Below are 25,927 nucleotides of genomic sequence, written 5' to 3' on the forward strand. Positions count from 1 at the left end.
GTTGAATGTCGAGTGCGGCTAGGCGGCCCCTGGAGAGCCAAGTTCAGCGATCAGCTCGATCTCGACACAGGCGCGCAGCGGAAGCTGGACGACACCGAACGCGCTTCGCGCATGCGGTCCCATGTCTGGAAACACCTCGCCGAACAGCTCGCTCGCGCCGTTGGCAACCAGATGCTGCTCGAAGAAATCCAGCATGGAGGCGACCATGACGGTCAGCTTGGCAATGCGTGCGATGGAGTCGAGATTGCCGGTCGCATGCTGAAGCGTCGCAAGCAGGTCGATCGCGGTGGTGCGCGCCGCCGACCGGCCCTCCTCCAGCGCGATGTCATCGCCGAGCCGGCCGGTCCAGACCGCACCATTGCGCCTGGCGAGGTGACCGGACAAATACAGGGTTTGGCCCGTACGCAGACGGGGCGCGTAGGACGCCGCCGGCGCCGTGATCGACGGCAGCACGATGTCCATGGCCTGAAGACGTTGATAGATGCTCATCTTGTCCTTCTCCATCGTGGCTCGCACCAGGAAGGCTGACGAGGTGATCGAGGCTCTACGCCGAGAGTTTGGCAGGTGCTGCGTGGGTTGCAGCCTTGAACACGGGACCGTTCGGACCGAGCCGAATGCCGTCACGCAGATGCTTCCACGGCAGCGCGGTCGGATCGGCCAGGAACGGTCCGGGCGAGGCCACCACGATGATCTCCTCGGAGATGGCCGCGAAGTCGGCACGGAAATGCACCGAGCTCTTGTTGACCAGGATCTTCATCTTTTCCGGATCGATACCGACGGTCCGATACATGTTGCGATCGAGCAACTGGGCTTTCGCCGAGGTCACGACGATGCGGATGTCGTCGATTTTCAGACAGGCGGTCGGGCCAAGATTGGCCTGCTTGCCATTCATCATCGGCCCGCCATAGATGAGCTTGCCGTCGGACAGCGTTTCGACCTGGAAGCGGGCGGTCAACGGGCTGTCGCCCGGGACCTCGGCGCATCCGCCGAGATCGATAGAGATCTCGGCGCCGACACCGGCGGCATGGGCGGCTGCAGCGGCCTTGGCGTCGCAGATTAGGCCAATCGCCGCATCCTTGGCACCGTGCCGGATCAGCGCCTTCAACAGGCCCGTTGTGTTGGAGTTGCCACCGACGCCCGGATTGTCCTGTGTATCGGCAAGGATGACGGGAAGCTTCGCGGTCCGTGCGATCGCAATGGCGCGCACCACGGCATTGTCTGCATCTTCAAACTCGATGCGCCATGCCTGCTCGGCATCGACGATGTGCTGGTAGATCCGTCCCACGGCACGTTCGATCGCGTCGCGGTCGCTGGCATAACCCCAGACGGTGGCGCCGCATTCGGGAAAGTCGGCCGCGGAAAAGCCCGGTGCGAACGACAGCGAGGTCACAGCCCCCTCCTGCTGCTCCAGCAAGTCGTAAACACCGCGCGCCGGCTGCAGCATGGTCGACATCGCGTTGACTGGGATCAGGAAGGGGATACGCCTAGCTGCGCGGTGAAGCGGCGCGCGCGACGACACCAGATGAAGCAGCAGCTCGGCGGCGCGCCGTCCGGTGTCGGCCATGTCAACGTGCGGATAGGTGCGGTAGGCAACGACCGCGTCGGCCAACTCAAGCATCTGATCGGTGACGTTGGCGTGCGAGTCGAGAGACACAGAGATCTTGATGTCGCGCCCGACGATCGCGCGAACCCGCGCCAACAACTCGCCCTCCCCGTCATCGAGATGCTCGGTCACCTGTGCACCGTGCAGGTCGAGATAGATCGCATCGTAATTCTTGCGCTTGACCGCCTCGAGAATTTCGCCCGCGATCCGCTCGTAGGCGTCCTCAGTGGTGTGAGCTGACGCGCCAGCACCTGCCCAGATCACCGGCAACACCTCGTGCCCATCCGCCTGGACATGCTTGATGAAGCCGCCGATCGGAATGTTCACGTCCAGCAGGCTCAAGACATCCTCGCCTCTCACGAGGCTCGGAAAGTCCTCGCCCTGGACGAAGCTCTCGTAGGTGGCCTTGGACGGCGCGAACGTGTTGGTTTCATGTTGAAAGCCGGCGACAAGAATCTTCAACGGAGCTTCCTCTTCCTTGTTGACCGCGCGCGGGCTCACTGCCTGCCGCACGGAGGCTGTGGGCGTGCTGGTCTGGCTCGCAATTTCGATGGACGGCCGGCCTTCCGACCTACGCTGTCGTTGCCGATTGAAATCCGCACCGGCTGGACGTGTGGAGAATAGGCTTGACCTGCGTTCGAGCAACAGCAATCTTTGCTCTGGTTCGTTGCCCAAACAGCAACAGAGGCCGATCATGCGAGAACCAAGTCAAAGCCGCCTGCGCTATTTCGAGGCCGTCTGCCGGCACGGCACCATCCGTGGTGCCGCCGACCAATTGAACACGGCGCCCTCAGTCATCACCCGCCAGATCGTGCTGCTCGAGAAAGAGCTCGGGCTAAAACTGTTCGAGCGGCAGGCGCGCGGCATGAAGCCGAATGATGCGGCAGCCCATGTGCTGGAATATTGGCGCAGCTGTCAGGCCCATCGCCAGCAGTTGACGGAGCGGCTGGAGGCCATCGACAGACTGGACGAGGGCCATGTCAGGATCGTGTTGAGCGAAGGCTATGTCGATCATCTGATCGAGCACATCGTAGGCCCCTTCTGTGCGCAGCACCCGAAGTTGTCGATTGCGATCGACCCGCTACCCGTCCTGGATATCATGAATCAGGTCGGAGAGGACGCCGCCCATATTGGGCTGGCGTATAATCCGCAGGCCGATCCCCGCATCCAGTTTATCGCAAGCGTGCCTGCGCCAGCCCGACTGCTGGTCCGCGTCGACCATCCGCTCGCGCGGCACCGCCGTCCGATCACCGTGAACCAGTTGGCGGAATTCCCGTTCGCATCGATGCCGCGGGGTTATGGCGTCAGCCAGTTGATCGATGCGCTAGAATATTCCGAGCACGTCAAGCTTCGGCCGACCTTCATCAGCAGCTCAGTGGTAGCCCTGCGGCGCTATGTCAGGGCGACGCAAGGCGTCGCGATCATCGGCTCCGGCGTAGCCGCCGCCCCCGAAGTCGCGCGCGGTGAGGTCGTCATGCTGGATATTGATCACGCCATTTGTGCCAAGGCCAAGCTACGGCTGATTACACGCCGTGCCCGGCCATTGTCGCCCGCGGCAGCGCAGCTATTGAGCAATATGCGAAACCGGCTTGCCTCGTTCGGCATTACGCAGGGCAAGTAGCCGGCTTTGATGCCGCCTCCGTCGACGCCTGCCACGACAAGCACCTGTCAAAGCCCGGTCAGCCGGTTTCGCGCATTATCGTCGAGACGCGAGCGATCTCCGAAATGCTAAACGTGCCCCCTGGAAAGAGCGAGACGATCACGTCGGCTCCCGCCTCGCTCAAGACCTGGATCCTGACCTGCTCGGCATCGGTCAGGTAAGCGTTCTCGTGGACACTGACGACCATATCGAGATTATGGCCGAAAAGCGAAAGATAGCCCGACAGGACCTCGATCTTGATCCGGGCCTGGTCGATGGCAACCAACAACCATTCCGAGCGTTCGCAGGTCCTCAGATTGACGACGGTAGGCCCGTGCTGGGCAAACCGAGCAACAAGCGCCACCTTCATTGAAAAACTGTTCGGCGCCCGACTATCGATCTGCGGAATAGTCGACATGGCTTAACAAGCCCGCGCCTCTCGGGTTATTGCCCCAATTGACAAGATCATCGTCATGACGTGCATGATCCCGCCTCGCCCTCCGCGGTGATACTAACGAGTGCCTGCATCATGGTCTTTGTCCGAGCCATCGGTGCCAAGGTTCGTTACCGAGAAAAAAGGCGCGGTATCGTTCACAGAACGAGACCGCAGTCCGCACCCGGCCTCGGGAAAGAAATTGAAGCGGGCGCCATCTTGATGATCCAGCTGCTTGTCTCACAGTGCAGAACAGAGCCCCTCCCCGCCCCGCTCCATCTCGCCACAGCATCCACGGTGACGGCCTAGAACGCCCCTGTCGCGACTACTTGAACGTGGCGCGCCGTCGTACGCCGACACGACGAAGTGGAATATCGAGGAAATATGCCCTCGCGCGAATGGCAGCTTCGGTTCGATCGAGCCGCTCAACCATTGTCAGGAAGGATGCGCCGGAGACGGCCAGCTCCTGTAATTGATCGTCGTCTGCGACGGCCCATGGCCTTGACGCTGTTCTTGGCGTCTCGCAAGTCTCGCGTTTGCTCTGGCGCGTGTTGGTCATGTCCTACTCCGCCGGGAGAACTCGTTTGCGTGCTGTGCGGGCCAAGTCCGACGAGGCGTGTCTTCAAGGATCGCCTCCTGCTGGGCGGCTTGAGATAGGACAACGACCGCCAGCAAGCGACTCGGTCTGATCAAACAGGCTTTTTGACTGAATGAGGCTTGCTTGGCGGCGTCAAGCTGCGGCGAAACCCAGCTCCGCAGTAGATGGCAGCGGACAAAGAATAGGCCTGCCATCCGTTCGAGCAATAGCAGTCTTTGTTCGACTTCGTTGCTCAAGTGTCAACACACCTGAGCGCCGGGCGGCTAGAGGGCGCCGCTGGGCAGGGACGCTTGGTTCGGCGATCGCGACGCCAAGGCCACCCGGAACTGATTGAGCCCACCGCCATGACAAGCCACGAACATCCCATTCGGCCTGCCTTGGAGACAACTGACCAATCCTCTAGTCAAAGTCGCCAACCGTCCGAAACGTTGGTCTTCGTCGAGTGACCAAAGATCACCTTGCGGGACCGTTCGCTCAGGCCTTGAGCCTGCCGACTTGACGCTATACAGCACACGTCAGCTCATGGCTGATTGGCTTGACTGCGACGGCATCGCGCAGCAGACACGCGATCGTATCCTCGGGCATGCCAGCGCGTGGGCGTGATGGACGCAACGGCATTCTCGATCCCCAAAATCGCTGCTCACGTCAAAGAATCTCGCGGACGGAGGCGCCTTGAGGACTCTCAAGACGTATTGAGCATTCGCATTCTTTCTAAAGGGTGATCCGCCGCCATCGGCCAGCGGCATGGTGTTCGCCAATGGGTTTGAAGGTGAGTTTGACTCGGATGGGCGGTCTTCAGCGACCCAGGTGATCCAGCGCGTCGATCAGATCGCCTTTGATATCATCGTAGTCTTCGAGACCTACAGACAGACGGATCAGGCCGTCTGTAAACCCGTGCTTAGTTCTCTCCTCCGCGGAATAGGTTGCGTGGGTCATGGAGGCTGGATGCTGCACCAACGTCTCGGCGTCGCCGAGACTTACGGCACAGGTGGCGACTTGCACTGCATCCATGAAGGTGCGTCCAGCGGCGAGGCCGCCCTTCAGCTCCATGGCGATCATGCCGCCGAATGAGCTCATCTGGCGGCTTGCCAACATCTTCTGGGGATGGCTATCGAGACCAGGAAAATAGACCCGCTCCACAGACGGATGGGCCTCGAGGTCGTGGGCGAGCTTCAGGGCCGTTTCGCAATGACGGTCCATGCGCAAGGTCAGCGTCTTCAGTCCGCGCAGGATCAGGAACGCGTCGAAGGCCGAGATACAAGCGCCGTTCATCTCCTTGATTCCGACGAACCGGAATTGATCGATATGCTCCTTACGCGCAATAACGGCCCCGGCGAGCAGATCGCCATGCCCGCCCAGATACTTCGTCGCCGAATGCAAAACGATGTCCGCCCCAAGCGTAATCGGCTTTTGCAGGTAAGGCGTGCAGTAAGTGTTGTCGACGACGAGCAAAACACCCGCGCGGCGGCAGACTTGAGCGATCCCGGTGATGTCGATCACGCGCATGTTAGGATTGGACGGCGTCTCGGTAATCACCATCCGGGTTTTCGTCGTGAGGACGGCTTTGAGGTTTTCTGGATCGGTGAGGTCGGCAAACCGCGTCACAATGCCGAAGCGCTCGATCTGGTGATGCAACAGCCCGAAGGTGCAGCCGTAGAGCGTCTTATCCGCAACGATCTCGTCGCCGGCCTTGAGGAGCGTCCAGATCACCGCCGTCAGCGCGCCCATTCCCGATGACGTGGCGAGTGAGGCTTCACCTTCCTCGAGATTCGCGAGGCGGCTCTCTAGAATACTAACCGTCGGGTTGCCGACACGGCTGTAGACGTATCCTTGGGCCGCCCCTGCGAACCGGTCGCTGCCAGTCGCCGATCGATCGAACGCGTAGGTCGAGGTCAGGAAAACCGGTGGATTGAGCGCGCCATGATAGTCGAGCGGATCGTAGCCATCATGGATGGCGCGGGTAGCAAAGCCACGGTTGCGACGGCTCACTTGCATCGATTCACTCCGAAAGACCAATTATTTGGAGATTTGTGCCACAAATCGGCGTTCATTGGTGCTAAACTCGCTATTCTTTAAGTCACTGATTGGCACAATTGAAAGCGCGAGGGCGAAGAGTGAGTGATCCTGCCAAAATCACGCTGGATGCGATCGACCTGAAGATTCTAGAGGAGCTGCAAGCGGACGCGAGACTGCCCAACATCACATTGGCCGACCGTGTCGGCTTGTCACCGTCTCCCTGTTCAAGGCGAGTTAAGCTGCTTGAAGAGAGCGGCGCGATCGAGGGCTACCGCACGATTCTCAACCGGGCAGCGGTCGATCTCGGCCTCACCGTTTTCGCAGGCATCAAGGTCGAGCGTCATTCGCACGAGAGTGCCAACGCCTTTGTCGACGCGGTTGTCGCGATGCCAGATGTGGTCTCCTGCCACCTGGTATCGGGCGATGTTGATTTCCTGATCGAGGTGGTCGTGCCTGACATGGCGACCTACGAGAGCACGGTGCTGCGCCGCCTTCTGTCGCTGCCTTCCGTGCGCGACATTCGATCAAGCTTTGCGATGCGCACCTACAAGGCCGCAGGAGCATTGCCAGTGAAGGGACGCCATATTCGGTAGTGAACCGGGAGGCAACTATCCCGGATCGCAATCTGCCCGCCCTGAAACTGGCCGGGAGCTATCTGACCCGCCGTCCAATAAAATGTCTCCAAGCTGCCAGAGCACACTATGCAGATCTATTCCAGCAGTGAAGCTGTCAAGCAAGCCGTCGACTGCATCGACATGCGGGACTGCCATCTGATGGAACAGGCGCCTCGCATTAGGAGAGACCGACTTCAGGTAACGGCGTTGTGCTTCGGCGTACAACGTCCCAACCGCGAGGGCTAAGGAGGCAGGTCCGTCATCGTTGCCTTTTCCAAAGGTGCACCGCTTACCGTCCGAACCAGCCACCCCTCGACGTCGCGCGAATCGTGCAGTTCGGCTGACAATTCTCCCGCAAACTCCCTCCAAGCGTGGAGATTGCATACAGGAACACCAACGATCGCCGGAATACCCATCCAGGCCGCTTTCGCGATCAGATCGCGCATACCCGCGCCTTCGGCTTCGACTTTGCCAAACTTGTTCAATATCAAGAGTTTTAGGTCGTCCTTCAGCTCCCGCTCAATCTGCGACACGACCTGCAGCATGGCATCTTGGTCCAGTTGGCACCCCTTGGCGCCGCGGCCTCGGGCGGCGAAAATCGAAGCCTGCTGCCCGGTTGCCAGATCCTCAAGCAGCATGTCACAGCGATGACCGGCCTCACGTGACCTATGCTGAACGACGCCCGCCAAACGGAGGCCCCGCGCGCGACAGCGATCGACTACTTCCTTCAAGATGTCGTCCGGATAGGCCTGCTCGTTGTAAACGAGAGCGGCCAGAATGGGGCGGGACACCTCGCTGTCGCGCACGGGACGAATACTCAATCTCTCAGGCAATTTTTACAACGATTCGGCCCCGAACCCGGCCCTCGAGGATTTCGGAGCCTCTATCGAACACTTGATCAAGCCCAATCTCGTGAGTGATTTCGGATAACTTCCTGGAATCCAGGTCATTGACCAAACTGCTCCATGCGACCTTTCGCAGCTCAATTGGGCACATCACAGAATCGATACCCAACAGACAGACACCCCGCAAAATAAATGGCGCCACCGAGGTCGGCAGATCCATGCCACCTGCAAGGCCGCAAGCTGCGACTGCACCCCGGTATTTCGTCATCGACACGAGATTAGCCAGCGTGGTTGAGCCGACGCTATCGATCCCACCTGCCCAGCGCTCCCTGGCCAGCGGCTTGGCCGGACCGGCGAGCTCATTGCGATCGATCACCTCGGACGCACCGAGGTGTTGCAGATAGTCGGCCTCCGACATTCGTCCGGTCGATGCGATCACCTGGTAGCCACGCTTGGACAACACCGAGATGGCCACCGAGCCGACACCGCCTGCCGCGCCGGTCACTACAATCGGACCGCTCGCCGGGGTGATGCCATGCTGCTCCAACGCAAGTACTGCCAGCATAGCCGTATAGCCGGCGGTGCCGATCGCCATCGCGTCGCGCGTGGACATACCGTCAGGAACACGCACCAGCCAATCGCCCTTGACGCGAGCTTTCTCAGCATAGGCACCCAGATGGGTCTCACCCAACCCCCAGCCGTTACAGATCACCCTGTCGCCGGCTCTCCAATGCGGATGTAACGACTGCTCGACCGTGCCCGCAAGATCGATGCCCGGAATCATTGGAAAACGCCGCACGACCGGCGACTTGCCGGTGAGGGCAAGACCGTCCTTGTAATTCAGCGCCGACCATTCCACCAGTACAGTGACGTCGCCATCCATCAGGTCCGCTTCGTCGAACTGGGTGAGCGCGGCAACTGTGCCCTTGTCTGCCTTGTCAATCCTGATCGCCTTGAACGTCGCCAATGCAGATCTCCACGCGTGGTTTGAGGTGAGAAGCGTGCTCTAAGAGAAGCTGTTTCAGTTCAAGGTCCAAGGGCTCCATCCACGATCGACACCTTCTCCATGAGCAATCGAAGTCGAACGAGAGCTTCTCCTGCTCGCATGCCATCGTCCGCAATGCTGTTGAGCGAACGTCGGACCTCTTCGAGATTTTGCGGTTCGGCGCTCAGCCATTCAGACCCCGCCTGGGCATTAAGGACATTCGCCGTGATCGCATTGACGACCACGATATAGGTACGCACCAATTCCACCGCGGCCTCCAACGGATCTTCCCCGTTCGCGGCCGCCATAGCTCTTTCCGTCAGGATGGGCGTCACACTCAGTGCCGCTTGCATATCGATTGAGCCATTCGCTTACTCCTTCTAATACTTCGTACTGTCCGAATGGAGGGCAACGCTTTGGCAATTCTGGCAACGGGTGTTGGAGCAATGTCAATCACTCCACCTCAAGGCATAGTCGCCACCTTGACTTCATCGACGGCAAGTGCCGGTGCATCGGTGCGAAATGCCAGTTCATCCATTACCAGACATCATACTACTCAAACCGCCAGCGCTCGCTGCGCCATCACCTTGATCAGGTGAGCGCGATAGTCCGAGGAGCCATGAAGATCGTTCAACAAGCCGTCGTCTGAGATCGCGACATCGTCGAGTGCGGCCGTCGACCAGTCCGCCTGCAGGGCCGCCTCTATCGCCGGCACTCGCATGACGCCGCTTTGTGAAGCCCCCGTCACGGCGACGCGAACCTCACCCGATTTGGTCTTGGCCACGAACACACCGGCCAATGCAAAGCGCGAGGCCGGATGGGGGAATTTGGCATAGCCGGCCTTCGCCGGGATTGGGAAAGACACGGCAGTGATGATCTCCCCCTCCTCCAGCGCGGTCGTGAACAAGCCCTCGAAGAAATCATCTGCCGCAATTGAGCGTTTGTTGGTCTTGATGGTGGCGCCTATCGCCAGAACTGCGGCCGGATAATCTGCGGCGGGATCGTTGTTGGCGAGCGAGCCGCCGATGGTGCCACGATGCCGCACGGCCGGATCGCCGATCAGCGAGGCGAGATACGCCAGCGCCGGAATCGCCGTTTGCACAGTCTTGCTGGTGGCCACATCGCAATGAGTCGTCGCTGCCTTCACCGTCACCGCGTCACCTGACGCTTCGATGCCGATGAGTTCCTTGATCCTTCCGAGATCGATAATGTCGGAGGGCGATGCCAGACGCTGCTTCATGACGGGAATCAGCGTATGGCCGCCAGCAAGGTATTTCGATTCCGAGCCTTTCGCGAACATCGTCGCCGCTTCGTCAATGCTGGACGCGCGGTGGTAAGTTGTCTCGTACATGGCAATGCTCCCTATCGCGCTTTGCCGTGAATGGCATGCCAGACCCGATTGGGCGTCGCCGGCATTTCGAGTTTGTTGTTGCCAATGGCATCCGTGATCGCATTGATCACAGCGGCAGATGCGCCGATCGCGCCGGCCTCGCCGCAACCCTTGACACCGAGCGGATTGCCGGGACACAGCGTGGTGGTGTGGCTCAACTGGAACGACGGCAGGTCGTCGGCGCGCGGCATGGCGTAGTCCATAAATGACGCCGTCACCGGCTGCCCGTTGGTATCGTAGACGGCGTGCTCGAGCAGCGCTTGGCCGATACCTTGCGCGAGCCCGCCATGGACCTGGCCCTCGACGATCATCGGGTTGATCAATCGGCCGAAATCATCTGCCGCGACAAAGTTGATGAACGAAGTCTTTCCAGTGCTGGCATCGACCTCGAGCTCGCAGATATAGGTACCGGCCGGGAAGGTGAAGTTGGTCGGGTCGTAAAAAGCGGTTTCTTTCAGGCCCGGCTCCATGCCGTCAGGCAGGTTGTGCGCAGTATAAGCGGCGAGCGCCACCATCGGCAGCGCGATCGACTTGTCGGTGCCGGCAACCTTGAACTCGCCGTTCTCGATCACGATGTCGCCCTCGGAGGCCTCCAGCGCGTGGGCTGCGATCTTCTTGGCCTTGGCCTCGACCTTCTCCATCGCCTTGATGATGGCTGCCCCACCGACCGCGAGCGAGCGCGAACCGTAGGTGCCCATACCGAACTGCACCTTGTCGGTGTCGCCGTGGATGATCTGTACCTGGCTGATCGGGACGCCCAAGCGCTCCGAAATCAACTGTGCGAACGTCGTCTCATGCCCCTGGCCGTGGCTGTGCGATCCCGTGAGGATCTCGATGGTCCCGACCGGATTGACGCGGACTTCGGCCGATTCCCACAGGCCGACGCCGGCGCCCAGGCTGCCGACCGCCTTTGACGGCGCGATGCCGCAGGCCTCGATGTAGCAGGAGACGCCGATGCCGCGCAGCTTGCCTTCCGACTTGGCTTTGGCTTTGCGGCTCGCGAAGCCAGCGTAATTGATCGCTTTTATCGCAGCGTCGAGCGAAGCGCCGAAATCACCGATGTCATAAGCCATGATCACAGGCGTCTGATACGGAAACGTCGTGATGAAGTTCTTGCGGCGCAATTCGGTCGGATCGACCTTCAACTGACGCGCCGCGGTTTCCATCATGCGCTCCAGAAGATAGCTCGCCTCGGGTCTCCCCGCACCTCTGTAGGCATCGACCGGCGTGGTGTTGGTGTAGACACCCATCACCTCGGCATAGATGGCCGGGATCATGTACTGGCCGGACAACAGCGTTGCATAGAGATAGGTCGGTACCGCTGACGAGAACAGCGACATGTAGGCGCCGAAATTGGCGTGGGTCTTGACGCGAAGCCCCAGGATCTTGTTGTCCTTGTCGAACGCCATCTCCGCCTTCGAGATATGGTCGCGGCCATGGTGGTCTGTGAGGAAGGCTTCGGTCCGATCACTGGTCCACTTCACCGGGCGGCCGACCTTCTTCGACGCCCACAGCGCCACCATCTCTTCCGGATAGATGTAGATCTTGGAACCGAAGCCCCCGCCGACGTCAGGCGCAATGACCCGCAGCTTGTGCTCAGGCGCGATGTTGTAGAAGGCTGACAGAACGAGACGGGCGACGTGAGGATTCTGCGAAGTCGTGTAGAGCGTGTAGTGTTCTTCGGCCGCTTCGTAGTCGGCGATCGCTGAGCGCGGCTCCATCGGGTTCGGCGCAAGGCGGTTGTTGGTGAGGTCCATTTCCACCACGTTCGCCGCCTTGGCAAACGCGCCTTTTACTGCTGCCTCATCGCCGATATGCCAGTCGTAGACCACGTTACCCGGCGCCTCCGGATGCAACTGCGGCGCGCCCTGCTTAATGGCGGCGGGGATATCAGGCACGGCCTCAAGCTCTTCATAATCGACGACGACGGCCTCCGCGGCGTCCTTGGCCTGATTCTTGGTTTCGGCGATCACAACAGCGACCGCCTGCCCCACGAAGCGCACGGTCTCCGGCGCCATCGCCGGCCACGCCCCCATCTTCATCGGCGAGCCGTCTTTCGACGTGACGGCCCAGCCGCAAATCAAATTGCCGACCTTGTCATCGACGATCTGCTGGCCGGTGAGCACCGCGACCACGCCGGGCATCTTCACCGCTTCGGATAACGCGATGCCCTTGACCTTGGCATGCGCGTGTGGACTGCGGATGAAATGCGCGTGTGTCAGGCCCACCAACTTGATGTCGTCAACGTAGCGGCCCTTGCCGGTAATAAAACGGCGGTCTTCCTTACGTTTGACGCTTGCGCCAATGCCCTCAACGCCCATGTCCTGCCCTCCCGACCGGAGTTATTGTTTCTGCGGTTTCCATGGAAACGCAGCGGTCATCAATTCAAGCCGATGGTCTGCGGCAGCTATTCCGCCGCCTGCGAGACATTCATGCGGCCGGCCGCGTCCAGCACCGATTTGACGATATTGTGGTATCCGGTGCAGCGGCAGATGTTGCCTTCAAGCTCGTGCCGGACCGTCGCCTCGTCCAGTTTGCCGCCATGGCGGTTCACGATGTCGATTGACGACATGATCATGCCCGGGGTGCAGTAGCCGCACTGCAGGCCGTGGTTGTCGCGGAAGGCAGCCTGCATCGGGTGCAGCTCGTCGCCCTTGGCAATGCCTTCGATTGTAGTGACGTCGCAGCCTACGGCCTGTCCCGCCAGCATGGTACAGGATTTTACCGCTCGGCCGTCGACATGGACGACACAGGCGCCGCACTGGCTGGTATCACAGCCGACATGGGTGCCGGTCAGATTGAGGGTCTCGCGCAAGACGTGGACAAGGAGGGCTCTATCCTCAACGTCTACAGATACAGCCTTCCCGTTGATCGTCAAATCGACTGTCGGCACGCCCGGACCTCCCTCTTGTTCACCTCCGGGCATCTCTCGCGAGATGGCGCACGGAAGTCCGCACATTGGCTTGCGGATACGAACTGTCAGATCGCTGCGTCACTGTCGCAACGCGAATACGTTAGGTGTCAGATAGACCGTAGCACCTCGCACATACAGCCTGGGTCCACGCATCATCCAAAACCTCGCAAACGTCAGCGCGGCTCTACACCACAACAGTCGCAGCTGTTCGTGAGTTTTATTCGAACGTAAAGGACGGCCATAGCTCCGGTCGATATGAAATCAGTGGTACCAGACTGTTCAATAACGGCTCCAACTGTCGAAGACCGGCCGACGGATATGTCGCGAGGTCTGCCGCTTGAGCATGTCGCCTCCAAGATCCTATGCATACTCAGTCGATCGCGTTATCGATTCCCAAGCATCGATCTCGTGCTGAAGCGATTCCAGCTTTTGGCGGACCAGCTTCAGGGCATCGGTACCAAGCAGAAGATGCACCGGCGGGTCCTCGGCTTCCACGACCCTCAGCAGCGCTCGGGCGGCCCGTGCAGGATCTCCAGATTGCTTTCCACTCTTTTCCGCACGGGCTTGTCGTACAGGATCAAAGAGTAAGTCGTAATCGGCTATGCTCCGCGGACTCCGAACCATCGACCGCCCTGCCCAGTCGGTTCGGAAGGAGCCCGGCGCGATCGCAGTTACCCGGATGCCGAGGTGACGAACTTCCTTCGCCAGCACCTCCGAGATACCCTCGAGGGCGAACTTGCTGCCCGCGTAATAGGCGATGCCCGCCAAACCCACGTATCCGGCCATCGAGGTGACGTTGACGATATGTCCGCGGCGCCTCTCGCGCATGTAGGGCAGCACAGCCTTCATCATCGCAACTGCGCCGAATACGTTCACGTCGAACTGACGCTTAAGTTCTTCCAGCGGTGACTCTTCGAGAATACCTTCGTGCCCGTATCCGGCATTGTTCACGAGAATGTCGATCGGAGCCACTTCGCGTTCAACCTTCGCAACAGCAGGACCGATTGCCGCGAAATCGGTGACGTCCAGTAGCAAGGCCCGGGCTCGAGACGGATGCGTCGCCTCGAAGGCCAACCTGGCCTCCTCGCTCCGCACCGTCCCTACGACCAAGTGTCCGGATGAAAGCGCCTCCGCTGCAAATGCTTTCCCCAACCCGGAGCCAACGCCGGTAATCAAGATGTTGCGCCTATCATGCGTCGTCACAAACTTCTCCGTGGTCGCGCGCGGCACAGATTGCCCGCTGCAGGTATGTATTGTCGCGAGCGATGAACCTCACACTCGTCGGGGCCCTCACCATAACTGCTAGCGCCTACCCGGACCACCAACCTCGCGATCTCCTACGCGACACCGAGAAGACGAAATGCGCCCCGCGACAGCACGAGAATGGCGATCAAGCTCACCATCCTCGGAAGACGCCGGTCCTGATCATCGTTGCAGCGATATGCCAACCGTATGGACCCGTTACGTTGGACTCGATTCGAATCCCGTTATCCGACGGCAGGGGAAACGCAAGCGAACTCGACCCGGGTACCGCCCGGCTCTCGCACCATAAAGTGCACCTTCGGGCCCTTGCCAGATCGTTCCGGCGCAAACTCAACCACGATGCCGGGCCATGCCGCGACACGCGCGTGCAATGCGTCAAGCGCGCTGCGGTCTACAACCTTCAGAGCGAGATGATGCAAACCGATGTTGCGACGGCGGTCGAACGGGACGCATTTCTCGGGGTTTTCGACCTGCCAGAGCGTCACGATCCCATTTCCGTCCGACACGAACGACGCTGGATAATTCTGGTTTTCGCCAACAACTCTCCAACCAAGGCAATCACAAAAGAAGCCACGCGCAAGCGCTAGATCTTTTACGGCAAGTCCGACGTGATCGACGCCGGCCGTCAACGGGACATTATCCTGCATAGCTCATCTCCTGGCGCTCGCGCGCGTTAGTGAAGCATCTCTCATTCAGGCCGTCGCCGAACACACCGGTCGACCGAATTTGGTCCGAACTCCTGGTGGACCCCTTCAATTCGCGGAACCGGCCGAGGCCTGCACGGTGGTCAGATAGGCGTATATGTTGTTGAGATCCTCGTCGGTAAAGACGTCTTTCCAGGCCGGCATGCCTTTCGCGGGACGCCCCTCGCGGACGGTTGCCCAGAACGTCGAGCGCGCATTCTCGCCGTAACGAAGCTGCAATCTTCGGAGATCGATCCTACGCTCGCCCTGCACTGCGTCGGTCCCGTGGCAATGAGCGCACGTTGAATTGAAGATTTCCCTGCCTGCCTCGGTACTGCCGGAGTCACCTGCATGCGCTTCCGATTCTTTCGCTATAACATTGACCGAAGGGGAGTGCGCAGCAAAAGGGACCTCTGTCGCGGCTGTCGGGAGGACAAATAGGCTCGACGAATTTTCGGATACCAGGAGCCTGGTCGACGTGTCGCCTGTCAGGCCATATTTTGTGGCCAGATCACCAATTGTCTGATCGAGGCCCGGCAAGACCGCATCGACCTGATCGCGGAGTTCTACCGAGGTTTTGGCAAATCCGATCGCGGCGTCCCAAGATAAACCCCTCCCTTCGACGGTGCGAATCTTGTAGCGGTTTTGGTATTGCGTCTTGTCAAGCCAGCCGGCAGTTGGTCCCCAGACAAAGGCGACCTCCACCGTACCGAGATCCAGCGCCTTCATGCCGTCGTCCGGGCTCATTACGGTGACCTTTTCGATATCATCCCGAAGAGCGAGCAGGTTTTGTGGAGTCGTTTGGTACTGGACGGCCACCCGCTTCCCCCTCAGATCTTCAATGCTGCCGACGACTTGCTCTTTCGCGGTGACGAGAGCGTAAGCCTGCTCTGAAATCTTTCGAGAGAAGATGACCGCAGGCCCCATGAAGTCGTCGGAGAGTGGCAAGCCCATCATTGCGTCGCATTGCTTTCCCAGCAAGGTGACGCGCACGCTGCGCTTGCCAAAATAGGTCTTGTACCAATTGTAAGTCACAGGACGGCCCAGCGCCTTTCCAATCGCCTGACCGACCTCGAGGTAGAATCCTGGCTCGGAAGCATCATCGCTGGAGTACGGTAGATTAGTCGGATCTGCGCACAAACGTAGCGGCTTGATGTCGTCCGCATCGACGCTTGAGCTCGCACCAACCGGCGCAAGAATAGCCATCAACGCAAGAGGACCCGCTCGCAGGAGTACGTAGAGTTTGCCGCATGAGACCTTGAAGTTGCCCGTGACGTTCACTGACATCCACGGTTCCCCTTTGTTGTGCACGATGTACGGAACGGAAGCTCAGCTCTGCAGGCTCGTTCGACGATCAGGATCCTTTTCGTCCGTCACACAGGACGCCGGTGCGACGGACGATGCCCCATTGGTTGGCTATTGAACGGCAAATACGAAGAGCGAGCCACCTTCAGGTGCAGCTGCAGTCATCTTCTTTCCGATCTCTCCCAGGAATGCGGGAATGGAAGCCGTACGACCAACGACGACGGCGACATATTGCTTGCCGTCGACAGCGTAGGTCACGGGGCCAGCTCCGATGCCGGAACCAAGGTTCTTCTTCCAGAGGATTTTGCCGTTTGTGGCATCAATTGCGTGGAAGTCACCGTGCAGATTGCCGTAGAAGACCAGGTTTCCACCGGTGGTCAACGTACCGCCATTGAACGGCAGGTCCTGCTTGATTGACCACACCTTCTTGTTGTTGACCGGGTCCCACGCCATCAACTCACCAAGGAAACCTCCCGGACCTTCTTTGGCTGGGAAATCGGCGCCCAGATAGAACAGGCCGCGCTTATACGAGACATCGGTGTTTGAAAAGTCCATGCAGAAATTGTTGGACGGAATATAGACCAGCCCGGTCTGCGGATTGAATGACATCGGCTGCCAGTTCTTGCCGCCGATCACGTTCGGGCAGATATCCTTGACTGGATGGCCAGGCCCCGGGCGTTTGTCGGGATTCTCGACAGCGCGCAACGTTGCGACGTCCCACTTCTCCGCCCAATTGGCGAAGACGAACTTCTCGGCCGAAAGAAGCTTGCCGGTTTCGCGATTGGCGACGAAGAAGAAGCCGTTGCGGTCAGCTTTCATCAAAGCGGGAACCGTGGTGCCGCCGATGCTCAGGTCGGCCAGAACATTCTCATTAACGCCGTCGTAGTCCCACGCGTCGGCCGGTGTACTCTGAATATGCCACTTGATCCTGCCAGTATTCGGATCGAGCGCAAGCGTGGAAGACGTGTATAAATTTGTCAGTTTTCCGAAATTTCCGTCGCCGGTAGAACGGACGCTAGTATTCCACGGGCCCGCGTTGCTGGTACCCCAATAGACGGTATCGGTCTTGGCGTCGTACGAGCCGACCAGCCACGGAACTCCGCCGCCCCTCAATCCTGTATCACCTTTCCAGGTTTCGCTTGCGGGCTCCCCCGGCGCCGGGACGGTGAATGTTTTCCAGACCTGCTTACCGGTGTTCAAATCGAACGCCTGAAGCGCACCGCGAACACCATATTCGCCGCCACCAAAGCCAGTAATCACCTTGTCGCGCACGACCAGCGGAGGAGAAGTGATGACTGAGCCTTGCTTGTAGTCGACGACCTCAGTCGTCCAGAGTTCCTTGCCTGTCTCTGCGTTGAGCGCCGTCAACTTGCCGTCGAGCCGGCCAACGAAAATCTTTCCATCCGCAAAGGTGACGCCGCGGTTGTCCACGTCGCAGCAGGCGTATTGCAACACATCGTCCGGAATCTCCGGCTCATAGGTCCACTTGCGTGCGCCGGTCGCGGCGTCGAGCGCGTAAACATATTTCGGCCCCCATGAGGTCGAGACATACAGCGTGTTTCCGATCACGATCGGCGACGACTCGTTCGACCGCAGCGAACCGAGCGAAAACGAATAGGCCAGGGCCAGCTTGCTGGCGTTGTCCGCATTGATCTGACTGAGAGGACTGAAGCGCGTATTGCCGTAGTCATGGCCGGCGATCGCCCACTGATCGGTATTGGCGACAGCCTTGACGACCGAGTCGTTGGCACCGACAACGGACGCCGCGGCAGCCGCACCGATGGCGATCGAAATAGCCGCAATGAACTTTCTGCCCGTCATTCGTTTCCTCCTGGACAATGTTATCACCGGGTCGACAAGTGGCGACGCGCGTACCGACGCAGCCGCAGATTCAGCACGCTAGTTTACGACGATTGCTGCGGGTTCGAAGATCTCCCGCTAGAAAGACACTGTCCCGTCAAGCGAAACAACGGCAGGATCGGCCGACCAATCGCACCCCAAAAACCTGGACGACCGGTCTGTACACACCCGCGATACGTTTGCATGCTGCCGGCCATGTTGTGCGTGTGAACGTTACTTCGACGGCGGAACGACGCTTTGACCCTTCGATCAACGATCGCGGAACTGCCAGCGAGTTTGAAGGGCTGGCGGTTCGCAACAAGTCAGTCATAGAATTCCGGCAGCAACTTAAGGCCGTCGGTTTGCTTCTTGTCGTGATTGATGAACATTGTGGCATTGTAGGTCTTGATGATCTGCCTGATCTTGTCCATCGATTCGACGGATGCTCGCTTATCGGTATTGAGCGAAGGAACCCTGCTCTTGGCGAAATTCTCCTCGAAATGAACTACATCGCCTGACAGCATGATGAAGCCGGAATTTCTCAGGTGGACGAGCAGCGACTGGCTACCGGGTGTATGTCCCGGTGTGGATATGAGCGTAACACTTCCGTCATTGAATACGTCGAGATCTCCGTCAATCAGTCTCATACCCTTGGGATTTCCAAGCAGGCGGCGCGCCAGCGCCATCAACTGATTCACGTTTTCGTTTGGCCCATTGCTTCCATGTATCCACTCATACTCCGCTCGCTGCATTAGGATCCTGGCATCAGGAAACAGGCCAACATTGCCGATGTGGTCCCCGTGAGTGTGCGAAATGGCGACGTGAGTTACGTCGGACGGCTTGAGACCAATCTCCGCAAGCTGCCCCGTTACTGTCTTGTCCAGGTGATAAACGATGAGCTTCGGTAAAGTCGACCAACCGTTCGGATCGTTGATCGTCGCCTCCGGCACTCCAGTATCCCAAAGCAACCACTGGTTTCCGCGCTTAACCAGCCAGCAGGTCGATGAAAACTCGATGCTGCGCCCCTGGTTTTCACCGGGCGTCCAGACCGATTCATCGTTGGCAAGCGAGCGGCCGCAATCCAGCCTGTAGAGCTTCTCTACGAAATCAGCGCTACTCGCGTCCGGCAACTCTCGTGAAGAAACATTCTTGGTACCCACAGAGACAGCTAGTACCAGGAGCGACAACACACCTGCGTAAACAAGGTAGCGCCTGAGAAGCATGTTTTTATCCATCGATCGCTGAAAAGAACTCAACTCCGGACTCGGAAGCTCCGAACTACGTCGGCATCAGGGTCGAATCCCAGACCAGGCCCTTGAGGAACTGTAATCGTTCCATTCTTCGGCCGCACTGCATCGCCATATAGCTGGGCCTCGAGGTCAAAGTACCGCCACTCCACCAGAGCGTCTTTCGAGCCTAGCGCGGCGCTTGCGTGTACACTCGCGAGCAAGCCGGGGCCGTCATAGAATGAGTGGACCATCACGGTGGTCGCACTTGCCGCCGCAAGCGAGAACACTTTCTGAAGTTCCGAGATGCCGCCCATCTTGGCCGGGCTGGGTTGGACGAAGTCGACCGCGCCAGCCGAAAGCATCTGCTGGAACTCCACCAACGTTGATGCATTTTCTCCTGCCGCAATGGGTATTCCACCCTCACGACGCAATCGAGCCAATCCACCAAAGTTCTCTGGGGGCCAAATGGGCTCTTCCAGCCAGCGCAGATTAAACTGTCGCAGCTTGGCACTCATATCGAGGGCTTGGCGCACGGTCCATGGGCAGTTGACGTCCAGCGTGATTTCCACGTTATCGCCGGCAGCTTTTCGCGCCTCACGAACTGCATCCACGGTAATTTCATGGAGCTTCACATGGGAGAAGCCATCGGCCAGAGCACGGTTGACGTTCGCGACGAGAAGCTGCGGATCAGTGTAGCGAACGAGACTTGCATAGCAGGTCAATTCGGATACTGCCGTGCCACCCAAGAGCCGGTGGACGGGTTGGCCGGTTGCCTTTCCCAGGATATCCCATAGCGCAATATCGATCGCGGAAATCCCGAACATGATGGCGCCGCTTCGCCCGAATATGTGGAGGCGCTTCTGAACGTCGAGCATCAACGATCCGATGTTCAACGCGCTGAGGCCGATACACAAGGGAGCGATAACCTGTTCTATCGCCGCTTTGACAGCGGGAATTGCAGTGAAGCCGAACGCCTCGCCCCAGCCGATAATTCCGCCCTCGGTCGTTACCTTGACCAGCAATGAGTCGGCGCTACCGGCATTCTTTCTTCCCCAGGCCGATTCAGCTGACTTACTGCCCCCTGAGAACGGGATACCGACTACGATGACCTCGATCATCGCAATCTTCATATCTCGGTCCGCGGCCTCCTGATTAAGTAGCACCGGAGCTCTCCGTTGACCTTGTCTCGTACGCGGCAAGCACGCCGCCCTGAAATAGCGCGAAGACACCGGAAATGGCCCGGTTAAGCGGCGTCGCCGCTGCCACGGTATTACCGAGATGGACTACCCCGTCGGATAACCCCCGGATGTCCAAGGGCGTGCCACGGTGCAGATCATGCATGGATGACGTCATGTCGGGCGCCACGTCGTCTGTGAGCGCGAGACGCCGCTCGGCATAGTCCGTCGGAAGCTCCGCACCATGGGCGTTCCCAACCGCGACAACCTCCCGCACCGATCACCGCTATGCGCATGGTGGTTCCCTAGTCCGGTCAAAATCGGGAAGTGGATGAACTGTTGACGAACTCAGGACTGTGTCCCTGCGTTGATCCAGTCTTCTTTTAAGGCCGAGTTTCCTTGGTAAGGGCCCAACGTCGATCCGAAAAACGAATAATTCAGATCGCACCTATCTCGACTGCAGATTGCGAGCAGACCGTCGGGCTGCGCCATAAGTCAAAACCTGCGAACTCGCATCCCGCGCGTGTCAGCGAGCTGGAAATGGACTGCTTTATCTAAGCAAAATCGATGATAGGACAGATCTATCGCTTCCAAGCTTACAACGTCGATCTCACACTCGGTCGCTCAACGAAACAGTGTGCACCGGATAGCGTGCATTCACGTTCTTGCGGAGGCGACATGAGCTAAAGAAATCGATGCGATTTTGTCTCGCACTGGCGATTGGCCTTGCGGTGAGCTACTAGGAACTCAGTAAATAAGGCTGCACGACGCGCGACGTGCCATTTCCGAGATGTAATCATGTCCCTTTCCCAAGCTCTGAGTCTTTTGCCCCGCCGTGACCTGCTGGAGGGACCGACGCCGATTCAACGCCTCTTCGGCATCGAAAATGCTCTGGCATCGTCGTTGAAAGGTGTTCGGCTCTACGCCAAACGCGACGACCTCACGTCGCTCGGCGGCGGTGGCAACAAGCTCCGGAAGCTTGAGTTCCTGCTCGGCGACGCTGCTGCGCAAGGCGCGGATACGATTATTGCCACCGGCGGTCGGCAATCGAATTTCGCTCGCCTTGCTGCTGCCGCAGCGGCGCGCTTGGGCCTAGCGTGCGAGGTCGTCCTTGCCCGCATGGTCCCGCGTGCGGGGCCCGAATATGACCGGAATGGGAACATCCTACTCGACGATCTTTTCGGTGCCCGCATTCACGATCTTCCTCCAGGAAGCGATTCGACGCGTTTTGCGAACGCGCGAGCTGCGGAGCTTGGTCGAACGGGTCGGACCACCTATGTGGCTACGCTCGGCGGGTCCTCGGCGGTCGGAAGCCTCGGCTACGTGGCCTGCGCCCTGGAAATCCAAGCTCAGTCCAGCGATCTCGGCATCGATTTCACCTCGATCGTGGTCCCCAACGGGAGTTCTGGAACACAGGCCGGCCTGGTCGCGGGATATCGGGCGCTCAGGCTCGATACGACGCGGGTGAGATCCCATTCGGTACTTGCGTCCGCCGCGAGCGCCAATTCGGCGACAGTTGAGAAAGCCAACGCCGCATTGGCTCTCTTGGGTTTTGACCCATCGCTGGCTCCCGAAGATGTCAGGGTCTCTGGAGACCAGTTAGGTCAAGGCTACGGCGTTCCCACTCCCGCAATGGTCGACGCGGTACGGTTGATGGCGAGCCGCCAGGGCCTGCTGATCGATCCCGTCTACGGCGGGAAAGCGTTCGCCGGTTTGCTGGCGGACATCTCCGCAGGAGAATACGCGGCCGGTGACAACGTGCTCTTCATCATGACGGGCGGCAGTCCCGGCCTCTACGCCTACGCGAGCCATTTCCTCGGCGATGACCACGAGAATTTGAGCTGAGCAGCGCATCTTGCATCAAGCATGAACTCTACAATGACGCTTGGCACGGAGCACCTCATCGTCTCGGAGCGGGCGTTTTAGCTTTGGCGAAACTTTCCAAGATTTGAGACTGGCATGCCCTTGGGAAGCGGATCAGATCCTACACTCGCGCTCTGTTCCGTAGCCGTGCAGGAGATCAACAGTGTGCGCGTTCCTGCGCGGCGCGCAATGTCGGACGTTTTGAGGTCGCGCTTGGCATCAGCGGTTTGATAGCCTTCCTGTCCGCCCGCAAGCGTCCATCGCGTTCGGCCGGTGCCGCTAGATTGTACCGACCTGCGAAAGTGTGTCTTCCCGCCAGCGGTTGTTAATCCGTTGGTCAAGTCGTCTTATCTACCGCATGACTTCAGGGGCCGCATCGCGCGGCCAAACCTGACAACGCGAGCAGTGAGCGACAATTCCATGACAGAAACGATCAAGATCGACTTCATATCTGATGTGTCATGCCCCTGGTGCGTGATTGGGCTGGGAAACCTGGATGCGGCTATGAAGCGCTTCGAAGGACGACTGACCGCCGACATCCGTTTTCAACCCTTCGAACTTAATCCGGCCATGCCGCCGGAGGGTGAGAGCCGCTTCGACAACGTGGCGCGCAAATACGGTGTCGGGCGCGAGCAGGCTATCGCCAACCGTGAGCGCCAGCGCGTTCTAGCCGCGCAAGTGGGATTCGATATGGTGACCACCGACGAAAGTCGGTTCTACAACACATTTGACGCGCACCGCCTGCTGCACTGGGCCCAGATCGAGGGGCGACAAGAAGAACTGAAACGCGCGTTGCTCGCGGCCTACCATACCAACATGCAGAATCCCGCTGACTACGGCGTACTCGTCGCCGCCGCCGAGTCTGTTGGCCTCGATGGCACCGCTGCGCGCGATGTGCTCACCTCAGGGCATTTCGCCCCCGAAGTGCGCGACGCCGAAGAAAAATGGCAGCGAGCGGGGATAAGCAGCGTTCCGGCCGTGGTGGTCAACGATCGCTACTTGATCACAGGGGCCCAGCCGCCGGAGGCGTTCGAGCAGGCCATCAGGAAGGCCGTATCCGAAGTCGCCTGACCGGTACACCGTACGGCCGCGGCGGCGCTCGCCATCAGCAAGCGCACACTGGCGTGCCGGATGCAAGTCGTGCTGGGCAAATCGCCACGTGAGTCCGTCAGGATCGAGCGCGCCGTGCACTCGCTCAAGACGAGTTAAGCCAGCATCGACCAGATCGCGGCTGAAGTCGGTCATGCTGAAGGTGTGACGCTGCGAGCACTGCTGTGCCGGAAGCTCGACCGCGGCGTACGCGAAATCCGGCGCAGCCTTTGAGGTCGGCTCGCCCGCCTCAGTTCACGCCCCTACCCGCCGCTGCTGCAGCAAACAACAAATCCCAACCGAACCGAGGCGCTGTCGCCTGGTAGCTCGGCATTACTTGGACCTGCTCCCACCACCTGGCGAAACCGTCCACCGCGAAGACTTCGTTAGCATCCGGGGTCAGCGAAACGAGGCAACAGATCGGAGCGGCATAGAGATCACCGAGTGAGGGACGCTCACCCGCAATAAAGGCACTACCGCCACGAATTTTCATAAGCTCCTGCAGAACACGACGGCTGCTAACAATCGCATGCTTTCTCGCTTCCTCATCCGGCCCGCCGATCAAATCGGGAAACAAGTGATATCCAGCGACAGCGATCAGCGCGCCATAACCATAGGAATCAACGATGCCCATAGCCATGCGCATTCGCGCTCGGTCCTTTGAAGTATCCGGCGTCAACGACGGGCCAGGCAGCACCTCGTCCAAATATGGCGCGATAGCGCCCGTTTCGATGATGCGGAAGCCATCGTGGTCCAGCACCGGCACTTTACCGAACGGATGGCGGGCCATGTGCTCGGACTGGCGCGGTTCGCCCTTGAGCACATTCACCGCCACCTGTTCGTATTGCGCGCCTTTCTCTGCGAGCAGCATCCGGACCGTCCGGACATACGTACTGCCGTCGAAACCATAGAGGACGATCCCAGTCATTCTATTCCCCTTTACAACGACATCACGCTAGGCGCCGACCAGCTCCATCATCAAACGCTTTTTCGAGATGGCCATATCTCCTCTTTAGATTACCCGACATTGTCGCCACCTTCGACGGACCAAGTCGTTCTGTACGTTGCGCGCTGGCTTTTCGGCTGCAGCCAAGCAGATTGGCTTGCCTCTGCGTTCGAGTCTGCATACGGAGAAATCGAGGTCAGGGGCACGATATCGGGGGCATCGCAGTCCACGCGGCGGCCGGGCCCGAGGAAGTCCTGGTATCGCGCGTCGTCTCGGATCTCGTAGCGAAGGCCACACTGAAATTCGACGAACGGGGAGCATATGAACTCAAAGGCATCCCCGGTCGATGGAGCTTGTTTGCAGCCAGCGCGTGAGGGATGAACGCCTGGAGCATCAGTCCGTCAATACGGACGGGTCGATGGCGAAGCCCCAACCCGGCCTGTTAGGCACGATGCTCGCGCCTCTTTCGTCCCTCACCAGGGGCTCTTGGTAGAGCGCATCAAACCAATTGATGTATTCATGGTAGCTCGCGTTGGGCAGGCACGCCATGAGCGCGAGACTCATTTGGGGGAAGACATGGGACGACACGGGGATATCGAATGCCTCGCAAATGGCTGCGGCTTTCAGGAACTCGGTCGGTCCACCCATCCTTTGCAGATCAGGCATCAGAATATCAGCAGCCTTGAGCTGCAGCAGTTCAAAAATGCCTTGGTGGTTATACGTGTACTCACCTGTGGCGACCGGGATATCGATAGCGGCGGCAATCTTCGCTTCTGAATGCGGATTACTGCCCATGATGGGCTCTTCGTACCAACCGACATCGAACTCTTCGATACGCCGCGCAAGCTTGATAGACGCCTCAGGCGACGCAATCAGTTGCGCTGCGTCGACCAGCAATACGACATCGGGACCCAACATCTCTCGAACCGCCCTGACACGCTCCACATCTTTGCCAGGATCCGGCAATCCTACGTGCATCTTGATCGCACGAAAGCCCTGGCACACGAGGCCCTCTGCTTCCTTGTGAAGTTCGTCGATCGTTGCCGATAGCCACAATGAGTTCACGTAGCTGGGCACGGTAGTTCGACAGGCGCCCAGGATGTAAGAAACGTTGACGCCAAATTGCTTGCCTCGCAGGTCCCAAAGCGCCTCCTCGACGGCAGAAATCGCCAGAGCTGAAATCCCTTGCCGCCCAAAGGCACGAACATCATTGAACGCGTTGAGAACAAAGCCGCCGCTCTGGCCGAGTTCGAGACCAACGACAAGATGTTCGAGGCTCACGATCATCTCCCGCAGCACCTTTAGTCGGCGCCCGTTCGTCACATAACACATTCCCTCCCCAACGAGACCCTCGTCCGTCTCCAGAAATACGCACACACAGTCGATTGACCGCACGTCGTACCTTCCCGTCGAAAAGGGCTTTGCGACAGGCAGGTGGGCGACGTGGGTGCGCAGGCGCGTGATTTTCATAAGCTTCCTCTCTGGCTCTGGATGCTGG

24 protein-coding genes are annotated in these 25,927 nt (G+C 59.3%); 4 read left to right on the forward strand and 20 right to left on the reverse strand.

Annotation, left to right across the window (positions count from 1 at the left end; all coding sequences use genetic code 11):
- Nucleotides 1–18 precede the first annotated feature (18 nt).
- Nucleotides 19–489 carry a RidA family protein gene (locus tag V1280_RS17855; protein ID WP_334526573.1) on the reverse strand — a complete coding sequence of 157 codons (471 nt, stop codon included), beginning with the start codon at nt 487–489 and terminating at the stop codon, nt 19–21.
- A 55-nt stretch (nt 490–544) separates the two neighbouring features.
- Entirely contained in the window at nt 545–2,065 is a 1,521-nt protein-coding gene (locus V1280_RS17860) for a M81 family metallopeptidase (protein WP_334526576.1), read from the reverse strand.
- Between the two features lie 58 nt (nt 2,066–2,123).
- Here V1280_RS17860 and V1280_RS17865 point away from each other — a divergent pair, with 58 nt between their 5' ends.
- Entirely contained in the window at nt 2,124–3,224 is a 1,101-nt protein-coding gene (locus tag V1280_RS17865) for a LysR family transcriptional regulator (RefSeq protein ID WP_334526579.1), read from the forward strand.
- Nucleotides 3,225–3,282: 58 nt separating this feature from the next.
- Here the strand turns inward: V1280_RS17865 and V1280_RS17870 are convergent, their stop codons facing one another.
- The 3 genes from V1280_RS17870 to megL form a co-directional block, all read right to left on the reverse strand.
- Nucleotides 3,283–3,660 (reverse strand): helix-turn-helix domain-containing protein, encoded by a 378-nt coding sequence (locus V1280_RS17870; protein WP_334526582.1) that lies wholly within the window; start codon nt 3,658–3,660, stop codon nt 3,283–3,285.
- A gap of 340 nt (nt 3,661–4,000) precedes the next feature.
- On the reverse strand, nt 4,001–4,234 hold the full coding sequence (locus tag V1280_RS17875) for a hypothetical protein (RefSeq protein ID WP_334526584.1): 234 nt from the start codon (nt 4,232–4,234) through the stop codon (nt 4,001–4,003).
- An 834-nt stretch (nt 4,235–5,068) separates the two neighbouring features.
- On the reverse strand, nt 5,069–6,268 hold the full coding sequence (megL, locus tag V1280_RS17880; RefSeq protein WP_334526586.1) for a methionine gamma-lyase: 1,200 nt from the start codon (nt 6,266–6,268) through the stop codon (nt 5,069–5,071).
- Nucleotides 6,269–6,387: 119 nt separating this feature from the next.
- Between megL and V1280_RS17885 the strand changes: the two genes are divergently transcribed.
- The gene (locus V1280_RS17885) at nt 6,388–6,882 is read left to right on the forward strand and encodes an Lrp/AsnC family transcriptional regulator (RefSeq protein ID WP_334526589.1); all 495 of its coding nucleotides are present in this window, start codon (nt 6,388–6,390) and stop codon (nt 6,880–6,882) included.
- Nucleotides 6,883–7,145: 263 nt separating this feature from the next.
- Here V1280_RS17885 and V1280_RS17890 read toward each other — a convergent pair whose 3' ends face one another.
- The 13 genes from V1280_RS17890 to V1280_RS46820 form a co-directional block, all read right to left on the reverse strand.
- Nucleotides 7,146–7,709 carry a DUF2478 domain-containing protein gene (locus tag V1280_RS17890; RefSeq protein ID WP_334526592.1) on the reverse strand — a complete coding sequence of 188 codons (564 nt, stop codon included), beginning with the start codon at nt 7,707–7,709 and terminating at the stop codon, nt 7,146–7,148.
- Between the two features lie 19 nt (nt 7,710–7,728).
- Nucleotides 7,729–8,715, reverse strand: coding sequence for an acrylyl-CoA reductase (NADPH) (gene acuI / locus V1280_RS17895; RefSeq protein WP_334526595.1), 987 nt, complete (start codon nt 8,713–8,715; stop codon nt 7,729–7,731).
- 59 nt (nt 8,716–8,774) lie between these two features.
- The gene (locus V1280_RS17900; RefSeq protein ID WP_334526597.1) at nt 8,775–9,041 is read right to left on the reverse strand and encodes a hypothetical protein; all 267 of its coding nucleotides are present in this window, start codon (nt 9,039–9,041) and stop codon (nt 8,775–8,777) included.
- 248 nt (nt 9,042–9,289) lie between these two features.
- Complete coding sequence (locus V1280_RS17905) at nt 9,290–10,084, reverse strand: FAD binding domain-containing protein (protein ID WP_334526599.1); 795 nt, start codon at nt 10,082–10,084, stop codon at nt 9,290–9,292.
- Nucleotides 10,085–10,095: 11 nt separating this feature from the next.
- Nucleotides 10,096–12,444 carry a xanthine dehydrogenase family protein molybdopterin-binding subunit gene (locus V1280_RS17910; RefSeq protein ID WP_334526602.1) on the reverse strand — a complete coding sequence of 783 codons (2,349 nt, stop codon included), beginning with the start codon at nt 12,442–12,444 and terminating at the stop codon, nt 10,096–10,098.
- 86 nt (nt 12,445–12,530) lie between these two features.
- Nucleotides 12,531–13,016 carry a (2Fe-2S)-binding protein gene (locus V1280_RS17915; protein WP_148776591.1) on the reverse strand — a complete coding sequence of 162 codons (486 nt, stop codon included), beginning with the start codon at nt 13,014–13,016 and terminating at the stop codon, nt 12,531–12,533.
- Nucleotides 13,017–13,397: 381 nt separating this feature from the next.
- Complete coding sequence (locus tag V1280_RS17920; protein ID WP_334526606.1) at nt 13,398–14,240, reverse strand: oxidoreductase; 843 nt, start codon at nt 14,238–14,240, stop codon at nt 13,398–13,400.
- A gap of 284 nt (nt 14,241–14,524) precedes the next feature.
- The gene (locus V1280_RS17925) at nt 14,525–14,947 is read right to left on the reverse strand and encodes a VOC family protein (protein WP_334526608.1); all 423 of its coding nucleotides are present in this window, start codon (nt 14,945–14,947) and stop codon (nt 14,525–14,527) included.
- Nucleotides 14,948–15,052: 105 nt separating this feature from the next.
- Complete coding sequence (locus V1280_RS17930) at nt 15,053–16,270, reverse strand: c-type cytochrome (protein ID WP_334526611.1); 1,218 nt, start codon at nt 16,268–16,270, stop codon at nt 15,053–15,055.
- 129 nt (nt 16,271–16,399) lie between these two features.
- Nucleotides 16,400–18,109 (reverse strand): PQQ-dependent dehydrogenase, methanol/ethanol family, encoded by a 1,710-nt coding sequence (locus V1280_RS17935; protein WP_334526613.1) that lies wholly within the window; start codon nt 18,107–18,109, stop codon nt 16,400–16,402.
- A 341-nt stretch (nt 18,110–18,450) separates the two neighbouring features.
- On the reverse strand, nt 18,451–19,350 hold the full coding sequence (locus V1280_RS17940; protein WP_334526617.1) for an N-acyl homoserine lactonase family protein: 900 nt from the start codon (nt 19,348–19,350) through the stop codon (nt 18,451–18,453).
- 29 nt (nt 19,351–19,379) lie between these two features.
- Nucleotides 19,380–20,474, reverse strand: coding sequence for a mandelate racemase/muconate lactonizing enzyme family protein (locus V1280_RS17945; RefSeq protein ID WP_334526620.1), 1,095 nt, complete (start codon nt 20,472–20,474; stop codon nt 19,380–19,382).
- Nucleotides 20,475–20,508: 34 nt separating this feature from the next.
- Entirely contained in the window at nt 20,509–20,808 is a 300-nt protein-coding gene (locus V1280_RS46820; RefSeq protein ID WP_442895139.1) for a ketopantoate reductase family protein, read from the reverse strand.
- Nucleotides 20,809–21,329: 521 nt separating this feature from the next.
- On the opposite strand from V1280_RS46820, the gene V1280_RS17950 reads away from it, so the two are divergent.
- Both V1280_RS17950 and V1280_RS17955 read left to right on the forward strand, forming a co-directional pair.
- Complete coding sequence (locus V1280_RS17950) at nt 21,330–22,376, forward strand: D-cysteine desulfhydrase family protein (RefSeq protein ID WP_334526622.1); 1,047 nt, start codon at nt 21,330–21,332, stop codon at nt 22,374–22,376.
- A gap of 438 nt (nt 22,377–22,814) precedes the next feature.
- Complete coding sequence (locus V1280_RS17955; protein WP_334526624.1) at nt 22,815–23,465, forward strand: DsbA family oxidoreductase; 651 nt, start codon at nt 22,815–22,817, stop codon at nt 23,463–23,465.
- A 268-nt stretch (nt 23,466–23,733) separates the two neighbouring features.
- On the opposite strand, the gene V1280_RS17960 is transcribed toward V1280_RS17955, so the two are convergent.
- Nucleotides 23,734–24,411 carry a glutathione S-transferase family protein gene (locus V1280_RS17960; protein ID WP_334526626.1) on the reverse strand — a complete coding sequence of 226 codons (678 nt, stop codon included), beginning with the start codon at nt 24,409–24,411 and terminating at the stop codon, nt 23,734–23,736.
- Nucleotides 24,412–24,822: 411 nt separating this feature from the next.
- Nucleotides 24,823–25,899 (reverse strand): mandelate racemase/muconate lactonizing enzyme family protein, encoded by a 1,077-nt coding sequence (locus tag V1280_RS17965; protein ID WP_334526629.1) that lies wholly within the window; start codon nt 25,897–25,899, stop codon nt 24,823–24,825.
- Between the last annotated feature and the right edge of the window lie 28 nt (nt 25,900–25,927).

This window comes from Bradyrhizobium sp. AZCC 2230 (assembly GCF_036924495.1).
Taxonomy (GTDB): Bacteria; Pseudomonadota; Alphaproteobacteria; order Rhizobiales; family Xanthobacteraceae; genus Bradyrhizobium; species Bradyrhizobium rifense.